Origin of the sequence: Clostridium sp., assembly GCF_036569345.1 — a bacterium.
In the GTDB taxonomy this organism is placed as follows: Bacteria; Bacillota; Clostridia; order Clostridiales; family Clostridiaceae; genus Clostridium_AD.
In genome coordinates, this window is record NZ_DATCQT010000175.1 from 57,603 (window position 1) to 74,205 (window position 16,603).

Annotated in this window: 19 protein-coding genes; 10 read left to right on the plus strand and 9 right to left on the minus strand. The window is 29.2% G+C overall.

Features of this window, described 5'->3' with window-relative positions:
* Nucleotide 1 precedes the first annotated feature (1 nt).
* From VIM70_RS17935 to VIM70_RS17950, 4 genes are read left to right on the plus strand one after another with little or no spacing between them, the layout of a single operon-like run.
* A complete protein-coding gene (locus VIM70_RS17935; protein ID WP_331947150.1) occupies nucleotides 2-1,090 on the plus strand; it encodes an endospore germination permease in 1,089 nt (362 codons plus the stop codon).
* On the plus strand, nucleotides 1,087-2,208 hold the full coding sequence (locus VIM70_RS17940) for a Ger(x)C family spore germination protein (RefSeq protein ID WP_331947151.1): 1,122 nt from the start codon (nucleotides 1,087-1,089) through the stop codon (nucleotides 2,206-2,208). Before VIM70_RS17935 ends, VIM70_RS17940 begins: the two co-directional genes overlap by 4 nt.
* 18 nt (nucleotides 2,209-2,226) lie before the next feature.
* The gene (locus tag VIM70_RS17945) at nucleotides 2,227-3,375 is read left to right on the plus strand and encodes a Ger(x)C family spore germination protein (RefSeq protein ID WP_331947152.1); all 1,149 of its coding nucleotides are present in this window, start codon (nucleotides 2,227-2,229) and stop codon (nucleotides 3,373-3,375) included.
* Nucleotides 3,376-3,397: 22 nt separating this feature from the next.
* Nucleotides 3,398-4,483 (plus strand): endospore germination permease, encoded by a 1,086-nt coding sequence (locus tag VIM70_RS17950; RefSeq protein WP_331947154.1) that lies wholly within the window; start codon nucleotides 3,398-3,400, stop codon nucleotides 4,481-4,483.
* Nucleotides 4,484-4,580: 97 nt separating this feature from the next.
* On the opposite strand, the gene VIM70_RS17955 is transcribed toward VIM70_RS17950, so the two are convergent.
* On the minus strand, nucleotides 4,581-4,745 hold the full coding sequence (locus VIM70_RS17955; protein ID WP_331947155.1) for a hypothetical protein: 165 nt from the start codon (nucleotides 4,743-4,745) through the stop codon (nucleotides 4,581-4,583).
* A gap of 213 nt (nucleotides 4,746-4,958) precedes the next feature.
* Here VIM70_RS17955 and VIM70_RS17960 point away from each other — a divergent pair, with 213 nt between their 5' ends.
* Both VIM70_RS17960 and VIM70_RS17965 read left to right on the plus strand, forming a co-directional pair.
* Nucleotides 4,959-5,684 (plus strand): hypothetical protein, encoded by a 726-nt coding sequence (locus VIM70_RS17960; protein WP_331947156.1) that lies wholly within the window; start codon nucleotides 4,959-4,961, stop codon nucleotides 5,682-5,684.
* A 253-nt stretch (nucleotides 5,685-5,937) separates the two neighbouring features.
* Nucleotides 5,938-6,351, plus strand: a complete 414-nt coding sequence (locus VIM70_RS17965; protein ID WP_331947158.1) for a thioesterase family protein — start codon at nucleotides 5,938-5,940, stop codon at nucleotides 6,349-6,351.
* A gap of 232 nt (nucleotides 6,352-6,583) precedes the next feature.
* Here the strand turns inward: VIM70_RS17965 and VIM70_RS17970 are convergent, their stop codons facing one another.
* From VIM70_RS17970 to VIM70_RS17980, 3 genes are all read right to left on the minus strand, one after another.
* The gene (locus tag VIM70_RS17970) at nucleotides 6,584-7,192 is read right to left on the minus strand and encodes a 3'-5' exonuclease (protein WP_331947159.1); all 609 of its coding nucleotides are present in this window, start codon (nucleotides 7,190-7,192) and stop codon (nucleotides 6,584-6,586) included.
* Nucleotides 7,193-7,250: 58 nt separating this feature from the next.
* Nucleotides 7,251-7,613, minus strand: a complete 363-nt coding sequence (locus tag VIM70_RS17975) for an MmcQ/YjbR family DNA-binding protein (protein ID WP_331947160.1) — start codon at nucleotides 7,611-7,613, stop codon at nucleotides 7,251-7,253.
* Between the two features lie 82 nt (nucleotides 7,614-7,695).
* Nucleotides 7,696-8,859, minus strand: coding sequence for an amidohydrolase (locus VIM70_RS17980; RefSeq protein ID WP_331947161.1), 1,164 nt, complete (start codon nucleotides 8,857-8,859; stop codon nucleotides 7,696-7,698).
* Between the two features lie 277 nt (nucleotides 8,860-9,136).
* On the opposite strand from VIM70_RS17980, the gene VIM70_RS17985 reads away from it, so the two are divergent.
* Nucleotides 9,137-10,309 (plus strand): dicarboxylate/amino acid:cation symporter, encoded by a 1,173-nt coding sequence (locus VIM70_RS17985; protein ID WP_331947162.1) that lies wholly within the window; start codon nucleotides 9,137-9,139, stop codon nucleotides 10,307-10,309.
* A gap of 107 nt (nucleotides 10,310-10,416) precedes the next feature.
* Here VIM70_RS17985 and VIM70_RS17990 read toward each other — a convergent pair whose 3' ends face one another.
* The 3 genes from VIM70_RS17990 to VIM70_RS18000 form a co-directional block, all read right to left on the minus strand.
* Nucleotides 10,417-10,596, minus strand: a complete 180-nt coding sequence (locus VIM70_RS17990) for an asparagine synthase (protein ID WP_331947163.1) — start codon at nucleotides 10,594-10,596, stop codon at nucleotides 10,417-10,419.
* Nucleotides 10,597-10,697: 101 nt separating this feature from the next.
* Nucleotides 10,698-11,678 carry an anti-sigma-I factor RsgI family protein gene (locus VIM70_RS17995; protein WP_331947164.1) on the minus strand — a complete coding sequence of 327 codons (981 nt, stop codon included), beginning with the start codon at nucleotides 11,676-11,678 and terminating at the stop codon, nucleotides 10,698-10,700.
* Nucleotides 11,671-12,420: a sigma factor gene (locus VIM70_RS18000; protein WP_331947165.1), complete on the minus strand. Its 750-nt coding sequence runs from the start codon at nucleotides 12,418-12,420 to the stop codon at nucleotides 11,671-11,673. The genes VIM70_RS17995 and VIM70_RS18000 overlap by 8 nt, the downstream gene beginning before the upstream one ends.
* 212 nt (nucleotides 12,421-12,632) lie before the next feature.
* Between VIM70_RS18000 and VIM70_RS18005 the strand changes: the two genes are divergently transcribed.
* Entirely contained in the window at nucleotides 12,633-12,812 is a 180-nt protein-coding gene (locus VIM70_RS18005) for a hypothetical protein (protein ID WP_331947166.1), read from the plus strand.
* Between the two features lie 292 nt (nucleotides 12,813-13,104).
* On the opposite strand, the gene VIM70_RS18010 is transcribed toward VIM70_RS18005, so the two are convergent.
* Nucleotides 13,105-13,518: a hypothetical protein gene (locus VIM70_RS18010; RefSeq protein ID WP_331947167.1), complete on the minus strand. Its 414-nt coding sequence runs from the start codon at nucleotides 13,516-13,518 to the stop codon at nucleotides 13,105-13,107.
* A 148-nt stretch (nucleotides 13,519-13,666) separates the two neighbouring features.
* Entirely contained in the window at nucleotides 13,667-14,221 is a 555-nt protein-coding gene (locus VIM70_RS18015; RefSeq protein WP_331947168.1) for a hemerythrin domain-containing protein, read from the minus strand.
* 218 nt (nucleotides 14,222-14,439) lie between these two features.
* Between VIM70_RS18015 and proB the strand changes: the two genes are divergently transcribed.
* Together proB and VIM70_RS18025 are read left to right on the plus strand one after the other, a co-directional pair.
* Complete coding sequence (proB, locus tag VIM70_RS18020; RefSeq protein WP_331947169.1) at nucleotides 14,440-15,237, plus strand: glutamate 5-kinase; 798 nt, start codon at nucleotides 14,440-14,442, stop codon at nucleotides 15,235-15,237.
* A gap of 102 nt (nucleotides 15,238-15,339) precedes the next feature.
* Nucleotides 15,340-16,596: a glutamate-5-semialdehyde dehydrogenase gene (locus tag VIM70_RS18025; protein ID WP_331947170.1), complete on the plus strand. Its 1,257-nt coding sequence runs from the start codon at nucleotides 15,340-15,342 to the stop codon at nucleotides 16,594-16,596.
* The last annotated feature ends 7 nt before the right edge of the window (nucleotides 16,597-16,603 follow it).

The window sequence follows — 16,603 nt, forward strand, 5'->3', positions numbered from 1 at the left end:
GATGCAAATAGAAAAGAAAAATCTACTAACTCCAAATGAAGTTACTTTTTTATTAATAGGGATTATGTTTGATGTAATGGCGACAAGTTTACCTAATGGTGGAATAGCTATTGCAAAACAGGATGAGTGGATTTCTGTAATAATAGGGGCTCTATATCCTTTATATGTAGCTCTCTTAGCTATATATGTAAGTGGGAAATTTCCTAAAGATAATATTTTAGTGCTTAGTAAAAGATACCTGGGCAAGACCCTTGGGAGCATATTAAATTTTCTTTTTTTACTAAGTTTTTTTAGCTTTTTTCCACCCTTGATTTCAACAATTGGGATAATTGTAAGAACGGAAGCATTACCTATCTTAACCCCCTATAAAATTTACTTAGCTTTATTTTTTGTAGGGGTATACGCTGCAAGCCGCGGAATTAAAGTGATGGGAAGAATATGTTCTATCGCCTTTTGGATGGTGATCGCAATCATGATCCCTACCATTTCTATTTTAAAACAAGGAAGCTATTTAAATATAAGTCCTGTATTTGGAACAGGGATTGTAAACATTTTAAAAGGAACCGTGTACTCTGCTTATGATTACTCATTAATGGAACTTATATTTTTAATTTATCCCTTTATAAATGATAGTAGCAAAATAAAGAGCTCCGCTTTAAAGGCAGTAGGATTTACTGCTATTATATATACCTGGATTACGTTTATAACCATATATTATATGGGAAAAGATAATATTCCTAAAACAATATATAGTTTTTTTACAGTGACAGAAGCAGTACAGGTTGATATAGTAAATAATTTCAGATATATTTTCGTATTTTTCTGGATAATTATAGCAATTAAATCTGTGGCTATTTTTAATTATGTGTGTATGTTTTTCTTAGAGGATATTAAAAAAATAAAACATAAAAAAGTAATATATGTAGTTATGGCTGTTGTGGTTATTATCACTACAAAGACCTATTATGGAGATAAGTTAGCAATGGAGGAAATTATAAAATATACCCTTCCAATCAGCGTTATATACAATTTAATATATTTAACCCTCATGGCCAGTTTAGTATGGATAAAAAAAGGAGGTGTAAAATGAAAAAATATATGAATAAACTATTTATTGTTTTCTTATGCAGTACTTTCTTTTTCGTGTTTTTTGGTGGTGAAAAAATGAAGTTAAACACTGTGGAGGAGTTGGATATTTATGTGGGAGCAGGAGTAGGGATAAATAAATATGGAGAAGGGGATATAAAGTTTAGAATCCCTGCCATATCGAACTCATATAAACAAGACGGGAGCGTTGAACGTGTAATAAGTACTGGAGTAGGAAGTACCATTGGCAAAACTAGAGAAAATAGGCAAAATAGAATAGCGAAGCAACTTTTTTTTGGTCTTGCAAAAGTTTATTTAATAGAAGAAGAATATGCTAGGTATGGGATAAGGCCTCTTATAGATGTTAATTTTAAGAATGCTGCGGTTAGTAATAGTTTATTTTTAGTGGTATGTAAAGGTAGGAGTGAAGGATATTTTAACCTTGATATTCCTGGATATGATAATCCCGCAGATTTTATTAGCGATATGATTAAAAGTTCAGTAAACTATAATTTTTTCAAGAAAAACTACATGCTTCAAAATGCAGTATTATCAATGGATGCAGAGGGGAAAAATATAATTAGTCCCTATATTGAAATAAGTGAAGATGGAATCAAAATGGCAGGAATGGTAGTTTTTAAAAAGGATAAGTTAGCTACTATTTTGGGTATGAAGGATACAAAAATAATGAATATGCTACGGGAAACCAAGGTAAAGGGCATATTAACCATACAAAAGGATTCAAAAGAATATGTAAATTATGAAGCGGAATCTAAAAGAAAAATTACATGTACAAAAACAGGAGGTAAATATACTTTTATTATTGATTTAAATTTGAAAGGAGAAATTATTAGCAATGAATTATATAAAGATATGGCAGGAAATAAAGAGGAAACAAAAAAATTTGAAGATGACATGGCAAAACAAGTGAAAGAAATGTGTAATGGATTTTTGGATAAGATGAAGAATGAGTATAAAGTGGATTGTCTACAGCTAGGATGGGTGGCTGCCGCAAAATATGGAAGAGACACAGGAGTAGATTGGGATAAGGTTGTTTCTAACTCTGAAATTAAGGTAAATGTAAAAGTACATGTTGATAAAGTAGGAAGAGGACAGTATTAGATAAGAAGGTGACACCTCTTGAAAAAGAAAAAAATAATAATTATGTTTTTAGTGGCGTTTATAGTTTCCCTTTATGTTGAAAAATTGCAAGTAAGCCCTATGGAGGAATTAAATATAATCACAGGCATTGGGTATGATATTAACAGAGAGTTAAATGGTAATGTGCAATATAGCGTTCCTTTTACTATATATGATTTTAAAAGCAAGGGAAAAGGGGGCACAAGCAGAACTACTAAAAATGCAGCTAAAACTAGTGAACAAGGCAGTAGTGTCTTAAAAACAAAGGCAAAAAGTATTGGAGAAACAAGGGAAGGTAGACAATTAAAGTCCAGTAAACCTCTTAAAATTGGAACTGAAAAAATAGCTATAATAGGTGAAGAACAGGCATCCTATGGAATATTAAATATTGTGAATATTCTATTTTTTAATGCGAATATTAATGATAGAAATATTTTTTCAGTATGCAAAGGGAAGGCAGAAGAAATATTAAATTTTAGGGTAGAAGGGTATCCTAGTTCTGCTGATTTTATGGAAGGTATGGTTAGACATGCCACAAACTATAATTTTTTATCTTCGGATTATAATTTATTGAATATATATGTAACATTGGATTCAGAAGGTAAAAACTTAGTACTTCCCTACCTAGAAATAAAGGGAAAAAATATTGCGCTTACAGGCATGGCCTTATTTAAAGGGGATAAAATGGCTTATGTACTACCTATAAAGGAAGGCAAAATTATGAATATGCTTAGGGAGAAAAAAGGTAAAGGAATATTAAGTTTGCAGGAAGGTCCAGGTAAGTATATAAGTTATGATGCAATGGTTAAAAGGAAGGTAAAATGTAATAAGAGAGAAGGCAAATATGAATTCATCATTGAGTTAGATTTTAAGGGAGACATCATAGAGAACACATTATATAAAGCTATTAAAAAAGATAGTGAAAAAGAATTTGAAGAACTCATGTCAAAAAAAATAGAAAAAATGTGTTATGATTTTTTGGAAGAAATGAAAAATAGTTATAAAATAGATTGCTTAAATTTAGGGATGTATGCTGCGGCCAAATATGGTAGAGAAACCGGAGTAGATTGGAATGAACAGGTAAGTAATGCAGATATTAAAGTTAATGTAGTGGTGAAAATTGATAAGATGGGAACAGGGCAGTACTAAAAGTACATGGAGAGTAAATAAGATGGATAAAGCAAAAATAAATTTGTTGGAAGAAAGCGAATGCATAGCAATGGTAGTTGGGTTTGTAACCAGCGTAGGTCTTTTATCATTACCCAATGGAGTAGTAAAGGATGCTAAACAGGATGGATGGCTATCGGTTGTTATTGGTGGAATATATCCTCTATTTCTGGCTTTCTTATCTATTTATTATGTAAAAAAACATCCAAATGAGGATATATTAGTTTTAAGTAAGAAATATTTAGGAGTCATTCTTGGTACCATATGCAATATTTTATTTATGGCTCAGTTTGGTGTATATTTGATAGGGGTTGCATCTGGAATGAGTAATGTTTTTATATGCCATGCAACAGCTTTTTTAACACCAATAAAGCTTTTCATTCCTGCTATATTAGTAGCTACTTATTTAGCTCTTAAAGAGATAAAAGTATTGGCAAGAATAAATATAATTGGTCTTTATGCTGTGGTGATATCGATATTAACCTTACTAACATCCTTGCAAAGTGGTAACTACCTGAATTTGCTTCCTGTTTTTGGAACTGGGTATAAAAATATTTTAAAGTCAAGCCTTGAATCCGCTTATGCTTATGGTGGACTAGAGGGAATATTTTTAATTTATCCTTTTATGAGAAACAAAGATAAAATTAAAGCAGTAGTGTTGAAATCTAGTTTTTTAATTATGTCACTTTATATTTTGACAACTTTTATATGTATCTATTCCTTAGGATATAAGGTTACTTCTAAAGCATTATGGCCAGTTTTACTAGTAACAGAAGGAGTAAATTTACCGGTACTAAATAGCTTTCGTTACATATTTTTATTTTTATGGAGCGTAACTATATTTAGGACGTTATCAAATTATCAGTATTCAGTTACATATATTTTAAGTTATATACTAAAAGTAAAAGATGAAAAGAAGGTTTATTGCTTTACAGTTCCTATTATAATTTACTTGTGCTTAAAAGTTGGAAGTGAAATGCACAGACGGGCTTTTCTCGGCTATATTATTCCGAAGGTAACATTGTTTAATATAACATACATATCTATTATTGCTATATTGATATTTATAAAAGACAAAGGTCGAAAGTGAACTATTTTTAATAAAAATTTTCTTTTTATGCATTTATATTTTTATTGTAAAAAACTCCAGAAGATTCTGGAGTTTTTTAGGACATATTAAGTTTTAATTATTTGTTATGAGATAATTTAGAACGTTTAGTGAGTTTGTCATTATTTGCATCTATTCTTGAACCGTTTTCAATTCCTATATCACCACCACTTTGAGGAAACATTTTTCTAAGTTCAGCATTAGATTTTTTTTCGGTTTTCATGTGACTTTTATTATTGTGCATAAATATTCCTCCTTTTATGTTGTTGTATAATATTAATATAACCCTAACAACATAAAAATATATGTGCGAAAAATTGCTATAAATGGTGGAGGTTTTTTTAAACTTATTATATAATACAAATATACATAAATTTGAATGTATGAATTTATATAGATGTAATATACTATTAATATGAGTTCTATAATTAAAAAATTAAAGAGGATGTGACTTAATATGCCGTTTAATGTATATGATAGCAATAGAAAATATTTAGGATTTATTCAAGCTGCATATCCACAATATACAAATGTATTCATGGTTGCTAGTACAAATATTAAGTTAGAGAAAAAAGACTTTGATATAAATAATATTAAATCTGAGTTAGCTAGTTTTTTGGGATGTAAAAGTATCTTAGGAAAAATTAATGAACTAAGATTAAGCAAAAGTATCGATAATATAATAAATAAAGAATTTAATAAATATAAAGATAATACATATGAAGAATTATTGAAACTTGTATACCTTAGAATATTACGTTATGGAGAAAAAATTCAGTATAAAAAAGTGGAAAATGCACAAATCGATGCATATTTTTTAGTTGACATTAATAATGTTGTGATTGAAAATGACTCTATAATTATAGATGAAGAGATAGATTATATTTGTAATGAGAAAATAGGAAATCTTATTCCCATGGTTGCAAAGATAACTGATTATCCTAGAATACAAATTGATAGCATGATGTCAGGGCAAGGGTTGCTATTAGGTGCAGACCTTGCTGATTTGGTGGGGAGAAGCCATATTCACAGGACAAAATTAAAATTAAAATCAGGAAATTTTATTCACGAGCTTGATTTTCCTGTGGAATTATACATAAAAAAAGGTGATACTATTGAAATCTATGTAGATAATAGAGTTATTAAAAGAATATTTTGTGATGGTATTATATACGAATTTTAAAGGTTTTTAAAAATGAGTACAAATTGAGAATAATGTGCTGTTTTAGATTAAGTGTTTTTTCTAAGATTATGCTATAACAAAAAGTATATATTGCTAGGAATGCGCTCACTTAGCCAAGTAATTCTAAAATTATTTTATTTACAGCGGCTAAAAAACACAAACTCGCTTAAGCTCAAACATGTATTTTTGTGTAAAAATAGTTTTACAGCGAAATGAGAATGACTGGCTACATTATAGGAAGAAGGTTATAAATATGTATATAAGTGAAAAAACACTAGTTGTTCGTTATTGTGAGACGGATAAGATGGCCAGAGTTTATCACGCTAATTATCTAGTGTACTTTGAAGTGGGCAGAACAGAATTTATAAAGAAAATTGGCATGAGTTATTCTGATATGGAGAAAATCGGGATAATGATACCAGTGATTGAGAGTAATTGCAAATATATTCAAGGGGCAGAATATGAGGAAACATTAATAATAAAAACATCTATTGAAGAATTAACACCAGTAAAGGTAACCTTCAATTATTCGGTTGTTAGAAAAAAAGATGGTATAGAAATCACTAAAGGGAGCACAAAACATGTCTTCGTTAGTAACGATTTTAAGATAATTAATTTGAAAAAAAAGCATCCTGATATATTAGAAAAATTACAGTTATTGGTATAATTAAAAGGAAGCCAAATTGGGGGAGAACATGTTTTTTAAAACCGAAAGATTAGTTGCTAGGAAACTTACAATACACGATATTATACCCTTTGACGAAATGCAAATGATAAATTGATATGAGACTATAAAAAATAAAAATTTTTTTTATATATAATGATAACAAAAGGATATATTGCTAGAATTACTTAGCGATGTGAAAGCATTTCTAACGATATATCCTTTTCCTTGTAGATTATTTAGTAAGCTGGGAAAAATAATGTCTAGGGATAAAACCTTTCTTAATACCTTCTGTAACTAGCAAATATGTTGCAGTAGTATCAAATCTAGCATCATGGAAATTTGATGTATCTCCAAAATATTCATTGCTTTTTAAATTTATTTGAGTTTCATCTAATTCTAGAAATTTAATATTCTCTGATAATTTTGGATTTTTATAGCCCCCACGGGTTGTGTAAAGCTTACATATATCTTTATAATATTTCATAGTGCAAAATGTATGTTTAGGCGTTAGGGTATGTCCACAATTTGCAAGTTCGTGAGTTAAAAATTTTATATCAAAATTAACATTGTGTCCTATAAGAATATCTGCAGTTATAAAATCCTCAATAAAATCATTGTATGAATCTTCAAAAGTTTTGCCTTCACTTAATGTATACAAATCATCTACACTAAAACCATGTACATCTTGGGCAGATGGTTCTACATAATCTACTGTAAAAAAGATGTTTTTACCAGTCGTTTTTGTAGGCTTAAAATCTGTGTCAACAAGTATATAACTTAACTGACATATGTTACCTGGCCTTATGCCAGTAGTTTCTGTGTCAAAAAAAATCATTTTCATTAAAAATCCTCCTGTAGTTCTTACCTAGATGTATATTTACAGTTAATATATGAAAAGGTTATTTATAGTTTTGTAGTTCTTCTTTTTCACTTTTTTTTAATCCTTTATATACAAGTTCAAAAGACAAATCTATTAGAAAGAAGATTTTATCATCAGAAATTGAACCGTCAAGAATTATGGTGTTCCAATGTTTTTTATTCATATGGTATCCGGGTTTAATAGCATCAAAGTCCCTACGTAAATCCTCTGCCATAAAAGGTTCACATTTCAAGTTAACTTCAAGTACAGGTTTATTGATATTTGTTAAGGCGAACATTTTAGAGCTAACCTTAAAAACTAAAGTTTCATCATCAAAGGGAAAACATTCTGTAACACCCTTTTTACTTAAACAATAATTTTTTAAAAGTCCTAAAGACAACATAATAAATCATCCTTTACTTTTTTACTTAATAAAAATAAATCTATATTAATTATAACATAGATTTAATAGTTTATTTCTTTCTTTAAGTTTCATTTTTTACAATTATACCATTAATCATTACAAATTCTACTTTGCTTCTTAAATCAAATGGGTGTCCACTATATATAACAATATCGGCATCCTTTCCAATTTCTAAGCTTCCAACAATGCCCTCGATGCCAAGTATTTCTGCAGCATTTATTGTTATTGCCTTAAGAGCTTCAATTTCATCCATTCCCTCTCTTGCGGCAATACCGGCACAGATTGGAAGATATTGTAGGGGAATAACAGGATGGTCTGTCATTATGGCTACTTTCAAACCTGCTTTGGATAGAATTCCAGGAGTTTTAAAAGTTAGATTTTTAAGTTCCACTTTTGATCTAGTAGATAGTGCTGGACCCAATATTATGCCCTTTTGAATACCTTCTTTTAAATAATTTACAATTAAATGTCCTTCTGTGCAATGATCAAGGGTTATATCTATATTAAATTCCTTTGCAATCCTTAGAGCAGTAAGGATATCATCAGCTCTATGAGCATGGACTTTTAATGGTATTTCCTTTTTTATAACCTTAGCAAGTGCCTCCATTTTCATATCAAATTCAGGCGTTTTATCAGGATGTTCTAGAAAATTATTTTGTTTTTCTAGATACATCTTTGCTTTAATAAGATTTTCTCTTAAAATTGCAGCAGTGCCCATTCTTGTGCTGGGGGATTTTTTCTGATCATGATATACTCTTTTAGGATTTTCACCAAAAGCAACCTTCATAGCAAGGCATTCATTTACAATCATGTCATCAATCCTATTTCCATAGGTTTTAACAACTGCGAATTGTCCACCAATTACATTTGCACTACCTGGACCAGTTGCAACGGTTGTTATTCCAGCATCTAATGCATCCTTAAAGCACATGTCCATTGGGTTAATAGCGTCAATTGCTCTTAAATGTGGAGTAACAGGGTCAACAGCTTCATTGCCATCAGCACCTTCAAAACCCATTCCGTCTTCCCACATTCCTAAATGACAGTGAGCATCAATCATTCCTGGAATAACAAACTTACCTTTAGCATCAATGATTTCTGCGTTTCGAGGTGCTTTAACCTCATTCCCAATAGCAATAATTTTACCATGATCAACTAAGATCATTCCATTTTTGAAATTTTCTTTTGACATACTGTGTATATTTGCATTTTTAATTAAAATCATATAAAAACTCCTCAATTTTTAGTAATTTATAGCAAAATAATTGAAATTAATATTTTGCTATACTAATATTTTTGTAATAAAAATATCATAGCACATTTTAGTAAATATTGTCAAAAATAGATTTTTTAAAAGTACAATGGTATGAAAGAGCATTTTAGGAGTAATATACAAATTAGACAAGTTTCTTGCATATTAATGCAGAATATAATATAATTACAAAGAATTATATTGAGAAAATTCTATAATATCAGAAAAAAGAGTTGAAAGAGGTGCGAAAATGTCAAAAAAAATCGGTCTTTTGCCGAAGTTAATTTTAGGTATTATTTTAGGTATTATTATAGGTTTAATTTCTAGGTCTTTAGAATTTTATGTAATAGTGAGGTTATTAAGTACATTTTCATCACTTTTCGGAAACTTCTTAAGTTTTGTTATTCCATTAATTATTATTGCCTTCGTGGCGCCAGGCATAGCAGATTTAGGCAAGGGCGCGGGTAAATTATTAGCTATAACTACAGGAATTGCATATCTATCAACAATTATAGCGGGTGGAGTAGCATATGTATTAGGAATTTCAGTGCTTCCTAAATTTATAAAATTAGGACAAGTAGCTAAAAAATCAGGTATAGATGTAACACCATATTTTATTATAGACATGCCGGCCGTTATGGGTGTTATGACAGCTTTAGTGCTTGCATTTATATTAGGACTTGGTATGGCCCATATTAAAGGAAAAACTTTACTTGAGTCTACAAAGGATTTTCAAAGTATAATACAAGGAGTAGTTAGGACAATTTTAATTCCCTTTATACCACTTCATATTGCTGGTTTATTTTCTAAATTAACGGCGTCAGGGGAAATGTTTAAAACTATTAGTGCTTTTGCTATAGTATTTGTTCTTCTTATTTTACTTCAAATGATATATATCTTATTTCAATATACAATTGCTTGGGTTATTACTGGGAAAAGTCCTATGAAATCAATTAAAAACATGATGCCAGCATATTTTACAGCACTTGGAACCCAATCATCGGCAGCAACTATACCTGTAACTCTTCAGTGTGCTAAAACAAATGGGGTTTCTGAAGATATTGCAGACTTTGTAATACCATTATGTGCAACTATACATTTAGCAGGAGATACAATAACCCTTGTTCTTGCATCGATGGGAGTAATGATTTTATCAGGAACTATCCCAACTTTTTCACTTATGGGACCCTTTATATTAATGCTAGGAATAACAATGGTAGCAGCACCTGGAATACCAGGTGGGGGAGTAATGGCAGCACTTGGGTTACTGGAAAAAATGTTGATGTTTAATCCAGCTCAACTTGGACTTATGATTGCAATTCACTTTGCTCAAGATAGTTTTGGAACAGCGACAAATATTACAGGTGATTGTGCTATTGCAATAGTAGTAGATAAAATTTCAAAAGAGCAAATAAAAATTTAACAAAATATAATATATGTTATACAAAAAAACTGATTAGAAAGTATACTTTCTAATCAGTTTTTTTGGCTAAAAATTTTAAAAATATCAATATGATATTATGGAAAAAACTATTTTTTATGTTCAACAAGATCAATGGCACCTAAAATAATGTGAGCAAGTCCAAATCCCACAACACCTGATTCAATCATTGGAAGTACATTTTTCTTTTTCATGTTATTTTTCGAAAATGAAGCACCAGCAGCAGTTACAACTGTACCTAACAAAGTTGGAATTAATCCTTCACGCATATTAAATACCTCCCTTTTAATAATATGTTATTATCTTTTACAAATGCGAGATGTTTAATACTACAAAATATATGGTATATATGCTTTTTATTTTTAGGAGATTAATTACTAAAATTTTTGAAAAATTTATTAAAATTCATTTTAAAGTTACCTTCAGCATTAGGTGTTTTTGTATCTTCCCTATTCATTTTAGTTTGATTTGAAACATCAGATTTTTTATTAGTTGATGAATTGTTAATATTATTAGATTTCTTATTTTCTTTATTTATAATAGGGCTGCTTTTTTTTATATATTCTTCTTTAGTTTTAGAAGATCTATCGTTAATTAAATTATTATAAATATCTACTGAAGATTTTTGAACAGGAGTACTCTTTAGAGAAGTACTCTTCATAGAAGTACTCTTCATAATTTTTTGTTTATTAATAACCTCTTTTTTGTGACTAATAGAATTTAAAGTGGAAGTAGTTATTTTTTTATTATTAACTGTAATATCTATGGTTTTATTATTGATAGAAAGAGCACTAATTTTAATATTTAACTTTTTAGTATCTATAATATTTTTAAAATTAGTAATATCTATTGAGCTATCTTTATTACTTTTAAAATCAATAATAATAATTTTTTTATCATTTACATATTTAGCATTTATAAAGTTCTCAGTTTGAGCTTCTTTAACTAAAATCTCAAGACCAGAATCTATAGATTTATTCCTTAACTTAACATTATTAAGTAATAAGGAGCCATCCGAATTTAGTGCTTTAGAACTAAGAATTTTATTCCATCTGTTTGCTTCAAGAGAAACGGAAGGATTAATACTAAGAACTACAGTTGTAACTGGAGTATAGTAGAAATGAGCGTAACCACTAGAAAGAAATAAAAACATTATTGATGCAACTGCTATAGCATATTTATATACAAATAAGTTTTTCTTATATAATTCTCCAGTCTGAATTTCTCCAATACGAATTTTACGTGTATTAGTCAATGATTTACTAACTTTTATATATACAAACTCTCCACCTGACGTCATAATTCCTGCTTTTTTATTCATAATGCTTATTACAATACCTGTTTTAATCATTTAATTCACCCTCTTTTATATTAAGATAGGATTTCAAATATACATATTCTGGATTCGTAAGTATTAGTATTAAAGAAATTATATATATACGCCATTTTTCTATGAGTTTTCTATTTGAGCCAGTTAATATTATTATTTCTTTAGCGGGTAGTCTTCTTTTAGTGTTCAAAAGATTTAATATTGATTCTTCTTTAGCACATAAAAATGCAACATTTAATAAATTATCTCTTGTATCCTTGTGAGAGGGTGATAACTCAATAAGAGTATTAAAATTAATTTTATATTTTAATAACTCCGCAGAAAATAAGGTTATTTCTTCAACTCTAAATTCATTCTCTATTTGAATTTCATAATTGTTAATGGAATTTTTGCCATCTATATAATCCACTGTTTCATCATTGTTAGAGTAGATTAGATAAGGAGTAGTTTTATTTTTTCTGAAAAAATCTATCAAGGCATTTTTAATAATAATTTTACCAAAACCATAAAAATTTCCTTTGGTTTTATCATATTTATCACATGCTGTGTTAAAAGCCATAAGTGCTATACTAAGTTCTTCATCATTTTCCCATTTTAGTGTTTTTTTGCATAATTTACTTGTGGTTGAATATATAAACCCTTTGTTGGCTTCAATAAAATCACTACGATTTTCTAAAACTAAAACATCTATATTAAAATTTTGTTTTTCATCCAAATTCAGTACTATTTTTTTATTTTTATGAAAAAGAAGTTTCAGGTTCATTTCTCCACCCCTTATATTATTGTATACGTAAATAATATCAATTTTGAGAGGGAAAAGAAACCTATTTATCATTTAAAAAGAAATTAGATGAAATTTTAAAAAATAGATAAGACGTTATTAATTTAGAATAAAAGTTATCTTCTAGGTAAAAATAAGATATTGTAATAAAAAATTACGATACCTTATTTTAATTTCAGAGGAGGAATATATTTATGAACAAAACAAAATTACCAAAAGGGCAACATGAAGAACAAGTTGAAAATGTACAAAATATGCTCCAGAGAGGCATGGGAACAATTGGGATTAATGACTTAACAAGTCTAAATGAAGAGGAAGTAATAAAAATAAACGATGAAATTAGAGAGAAAAAAAGAAAAAATGACTTAAAATAATTTGTCTAATAAAATGTATTAAACAAATTAATATGTAAAAGATAATAAAGATATAAAGGCATATTCAAATAAATTTAGGGAGGGAAAGTTATGGCAAAGCAAGGAATGAGTAGACCACAAGTGCAACCTAAAGGTGATAAAAATAAGAAAATGAAGAAGGATGATGCAAAAAACGTTCCAGTAGTTAAATAAAAAGATTATACAAAATAATTTACACCATTATAATAAATTAACCACCATGATTAATACATTAAACATGGTGGTTAATTGAAATTATTACTTTAATTATAAATTACTCATATAACCCAAATCCTGTAATAACTAATTCATCCCAATCAGTTTCTTCGTTTTTAACCCAAGTATATTCAATACAAAGTTCCTTTAACCAGGCATTAAGTCCACTACTTTTTTTAGAGACATTTGGAGATTGTCTTCCAAAATTTTGTTTTATCATTTCAAGTAACTCTAATTGCTCTTCTTTACTTATGTTTTTGTCTAGCATTTCTTCTATAACATCACAACAGGGCTCATAACATTTTTTATCTTCAGCATACAATTCATCTGCTAGTAACTGTCTTTTGTTATTTAAAGTTTGTTGTACATCATTAATTTCTTTTGAATTTGATAAGTATTTCTTAGCTATGTTCATAGCTGCAATTTCATTATCTATTTTAACTATTGCTCTTTCTAATTTTGCATTTCTCATTTTAATCTTCTCACTTTACATTTTTTATTTAGTCATTGATTATGGCATTTTCAAAATAATAACTAGTAGAAATACTAGCCCTAGTTTTAAACATGACCAATGACAATAAATTAATTATATCATAAATTCACTATGTTGCGAAATGTAGTTAACTAATTTTAGATTCTAATTCACTTAATAATGCTACATATTTATCTTGAAGCTTATTTTTTGTAGCGTCAGTTTCTACCTTAAAGCAAGCTTTATCGATTTCTTCCAACTGATCTTTACTTAATTTTCTTAAAGCAAAAGTATATATTGTTGTATCTTCCTTGTCAATATGCCTATAGAGTAAGTCAGTGTAGGCTATAGCGTTTGCAATTATATCTACTCTAGAATCACTATCTCCAGCTTTGAATTTAACTAAAGAGGTTTCTAAATTTCTTATAAAAAGTCTACCTAAATCATGTTCAACAAGCATACCCATAATAGGACCATTTGTTATTCGGTCTCCTAAAACTTCACCCATTTTTTTAAAGAGAATTACCTCCTCTTTACTATGGTGGTGTTTATCTGCAAAATTACGTACAAAATCGATAACTTTATTAAAGTCATTATAATCAACTTGTTCATTGTTAAGCACTTTAATAGAAATTTTTCTAGTCACAACTAACATTCTTTTTATAAGTTTATGTTCTTCTACCATTAAATCTATAGCATTCATAATACATTTCCTCCTAAAATTTTAACATTCATACTTTATCTTAAACAAAACAACTTATTATATACAAAATCATAAATTGATATATGTTATTAATTAAAATATAACATATGAAATAGTAAAGAGAAACTACAATTGTTACGGAATATATATAAATGGAAATTTATCTTTATATGGTGTAAAATAAATATAAGTTTTAGGCTGAGATGGGGAGCGTTTATATGAAAAATAGAAAAGATTACTTAAAAGATGTAACAAAAGTTGTGGTAAAGGTAGGAACTTCAACATTAACTCACTCTACAGGATTATTAAATTTTAAACATATCGAAAATCTTATTAGACAATTAGCAGACATTCACAATAGAGGAATCGAGGTAGTACTTGTAACATCAGGAGCTATAGGAGCTGGTATGGGAAAATTAGGACTTAAGAAAAGGCCGGAAACAATACCGGGAAAACAGGCAGCAGCGGCTGTTGGGCAAGGCATTTTAATTCACATGTATGAGAAATTTTTCAGTGAGTATGGAAAAACTACAGCACAAATCCTTTTGACAAAAGAGGATATTATGGATGAAACAAGGCATTTAAATGCTCATAATACATTTTTGATGTTATTATCACAAGGGGTCATTCCAGTAGTAAATGAAAATGATGCTGTAATCGTGGATGAAATAATGGTTGGAGACAATGACACATTATCTGCTATGGTTACAAGTTTAATAGGTGCTGATTTACTTATAATACTTTCTGATATTGATGGATTGTATGATTCAAACCCTAGAATAAATCCTGATGCAAAAATTATATATAATGTATCAGAAATAACTGATAAAATTAGGGAGTCTGCTGAAGGTGCTGGAACGGAGCTTGGTACTGGTGGTATGGCAACTAAGATTAAGGCAGCAGAAATTGTTGTAGCTTCAAATGCATCTATGATTATAGCAGAAGGCTCTACGCCTAATGTTATTACTGATATTTTAGAAGGAATAGAAATAGGTACATTATTTGAAAAAATGTAAAACATATAAATGATAAATTGAATAGGATATTAAATGCCGTAAAACTAAGATAGCAGTTATTAACTATTATCTACTCTATAAGGATCAAAAGGAGGAGAAATAATGGATTTTGAGAATTATATTATAAATATAGGTAGACGTGCTAAAGATGCATCTAGAATTATGACTACGACTAGTACTAACATGAAAAATGATGCACTTTTAAACATGGCAGAAGCATTGATAAACAATAAAGACACTATAATTAAAGCTAATATTACAGATATGGAATTAGGTAAAAAAAATAATTTATCTGATGCAATGCTTGATAGATTAATGATTAATCAGGAGAGAGTCGAAAAAATGGCTGAGGGGCTTAGAAATGTTGCAACACTTCCAGATCCAATAGGAGACGGAATTAAAAGATGGAAAAGACCAAATGATTTAGATATTTCAATGGTTAGGGTTCCACTTGGAGTTATAGGCATGATATATGAGTCTAGACCAAACGTGACTGTTGATTCAGCAGCTTTATGTATAAAAGCAGGTAATTCAATAATCCTTCGGGGAGGATCAGAAGCTATAAATACTAATATGGCTTTAGCTAAGGTTATAATAAAAGCGGCCATAGAAGTAGGACTTCCAGAAGGTTGTATTCAGCTTATTGATATGGTTGATAGAGAACTTGTAAATAGATTGGTAAAACTTAATGATTATGTCGATGTAATTATCCCAAGAGGTGGCAAGGGACTAAAAAAAGCTATTATAGCAAATGCTACTGTACCAGTAATTGAAACAGGATCAGGAATTTGTCATATATATGTGGATTCAGAGGCTGATTTAAATATGGCAGAGGAAATAATAGTTAATGCTAAAACTCAAAGACCTGGAGTGTGTAATGCGGTTGAAACAGTACTTGTGCACAAAGATATTGCTAGAGAGTTTTTGCCAAAACTTTCGCAAAAACTTTATGAATTAGGTGTGGAAATTAGAATTTGTGAAAAAGGGATAGGAATTATAAAAGGAGCAAAAGCAACGGTTGAGGAAGATTGGGCTACTGAATATTTAGATTTAATACTTTCAATTAAAGTTGTTGATTCAATGGAAGAGGCTATTGATCACATTTTCAAATATGGAACAAAACATTCTGAGGCAATAATAACTAATAATTATACAAATTCTCAGAAATTTTTAAGGGAAGTAGATGCTTCATGTGTTTATGTTAATGCTTCTACAAGATTTACAGATGGCGCAGAATTTGGATTTGGTGCAGAAATAGGCATAAGCAATCAAAAACTTCATGCTAGGGGGCCAATGGGACTTGAGCAACTTACTACTACAAAATATCTTATTTATGGAAACGGTCAAGTTAGAAAATAATAAACTT

What these genes read in the sequence shown, in the direction of transcription:
- VIM70_RS17950 (WP_331947154.1), top strand. Translation starts at nt 3,398, where the DNA reads ATGGATAAAGCAAAAATAAATTTGTTGGAAGAAAGCGAATGCATAGCA.
- VIM70_RS17940 (WP_331947151.1), top strand. Translation starts at nt 1,087, where the DNA reads ATGAAAAAATATATGAATAAACTATTTATTGTTTTCTTATGCAGTACT.
- VIM70_RS18025 (WP_331947170.1), top strand. Translation starts at nt 15,340, where the DNA reads ATGGATTTTGAGAATTATATTATAAATATAGGTAGACGTGCTAAAGAT.
- VIM70_RS17970 (WP_331947159.1), bottom strand. Translation starts at nt 7,192, where the DNA reads ATGAAAATGATTTTTTTTGACACAGAAACTACTGGCATAAGGCCAGGT.
- VIM70_RS17935 (WP_331947150.1), top strand. Translation starts at nt 2, where the DNA reads ATGCAAATAGAAAAGAAAAATCTACTAACTCCAAATGAAGTTACTTTT.
- VIM70_RS17965 (WP_331947158.1), top strand. Translation starts at nt 5,938, where the DNA reads ATGTATATAAGTGAAAAAACACTAGTTGTTCGTTATTGTGAGACGGAT.
- VIM70_RS17975 (WP_331947160.1), bottom strand. Translation starts at nt 7,613, where the DNA reads ATGTTGTCTTTAGGACTTTTAAAAAATTATTGTTTAAGTAAAAAGGGT.
- VIM70_RS18000 (WP_331947165.1), bottom strand. Translation starts at nt 12,420, where the DNA reads ATGAACCTGAAACTTCTTTTTCATAAAAATAAAAAAATAGTACTGAAT.
- VIM70_RS18005 (WP_331947166.1), top strand. Translation starts at nt 12,633, where the DNA reads ATGAACAAAACAAAATTACCAAAAGGGCAACATGAAGAACAAGTTGAA.
- VIM70_RS17960 (WP_331947156.1), top strand. Translation starts at nt 4,959, where the DNA reads ATGCCGTTTAATGTATATGATAGCAATAGAAAATATTTAGGATTTATT.
- VIM70_RS17995 (WP_331947164.1), bottom strand. Translation starts at nt 11,678, where the DNA reads ATGATTAAAACAGGTATTGTAATAAGCATTATGAATAAAAAAGCAGGA.
- VIM70_RS18015 (WP_331947168.1), bottom strand. Translation starts at nt 14,221, where the DNA reads ATGAATGCTATAGATTTAATGGTAGAAGAACATAAACTTATAAAAAGA.
- VIM70_RS17955 (WP_331947155.1), bottom strand. Translation starts at nt 4,745, where the DNA reads ATGCACAATAATAAAAGTCACATGAAAACCGAAAAAAAATCTAATGCT.
- proB (WP_331947169.1), top strand. Translation starts at nt 14,440, where the DNA reads ATGAAAAATAGAAAAGATTACTTAAAAGATGTAACAAAAGTTGTGGTA.
- VIM70_RS17990 (WP_331947163.1), bottom strand. Translation starts at nt 10,596, where the DNA reads ATGCGTGAAGGATTAATTCCAACTTTGTTAGGTACAGTTGTAACTGCT.
- VIM70_RS18010 (WP_331947167.1), bottom strand. Translation starts at nt 13,518, where the DNA reads ATGAGAAATGCAAAATTAGAAAGAGCAATAGTTAAAATAGATAATGAA.
- VIM70_RS17985 (WP_331947162.1), top strand. Translation starts at nt 9,137, where the DNA reads ATGTCAAAAAAAATCGGTCTTTTGCCGAAGTTAATTTTAGGTATTATT.
- VIM70_RS17980 (WP_331947161.1), bottom strand. Translation starts at nt 8,859, where the DNA reads ATGATTTTAATTAAAAATGCAAATATACACAGTATGTCAAAAGAAAAT.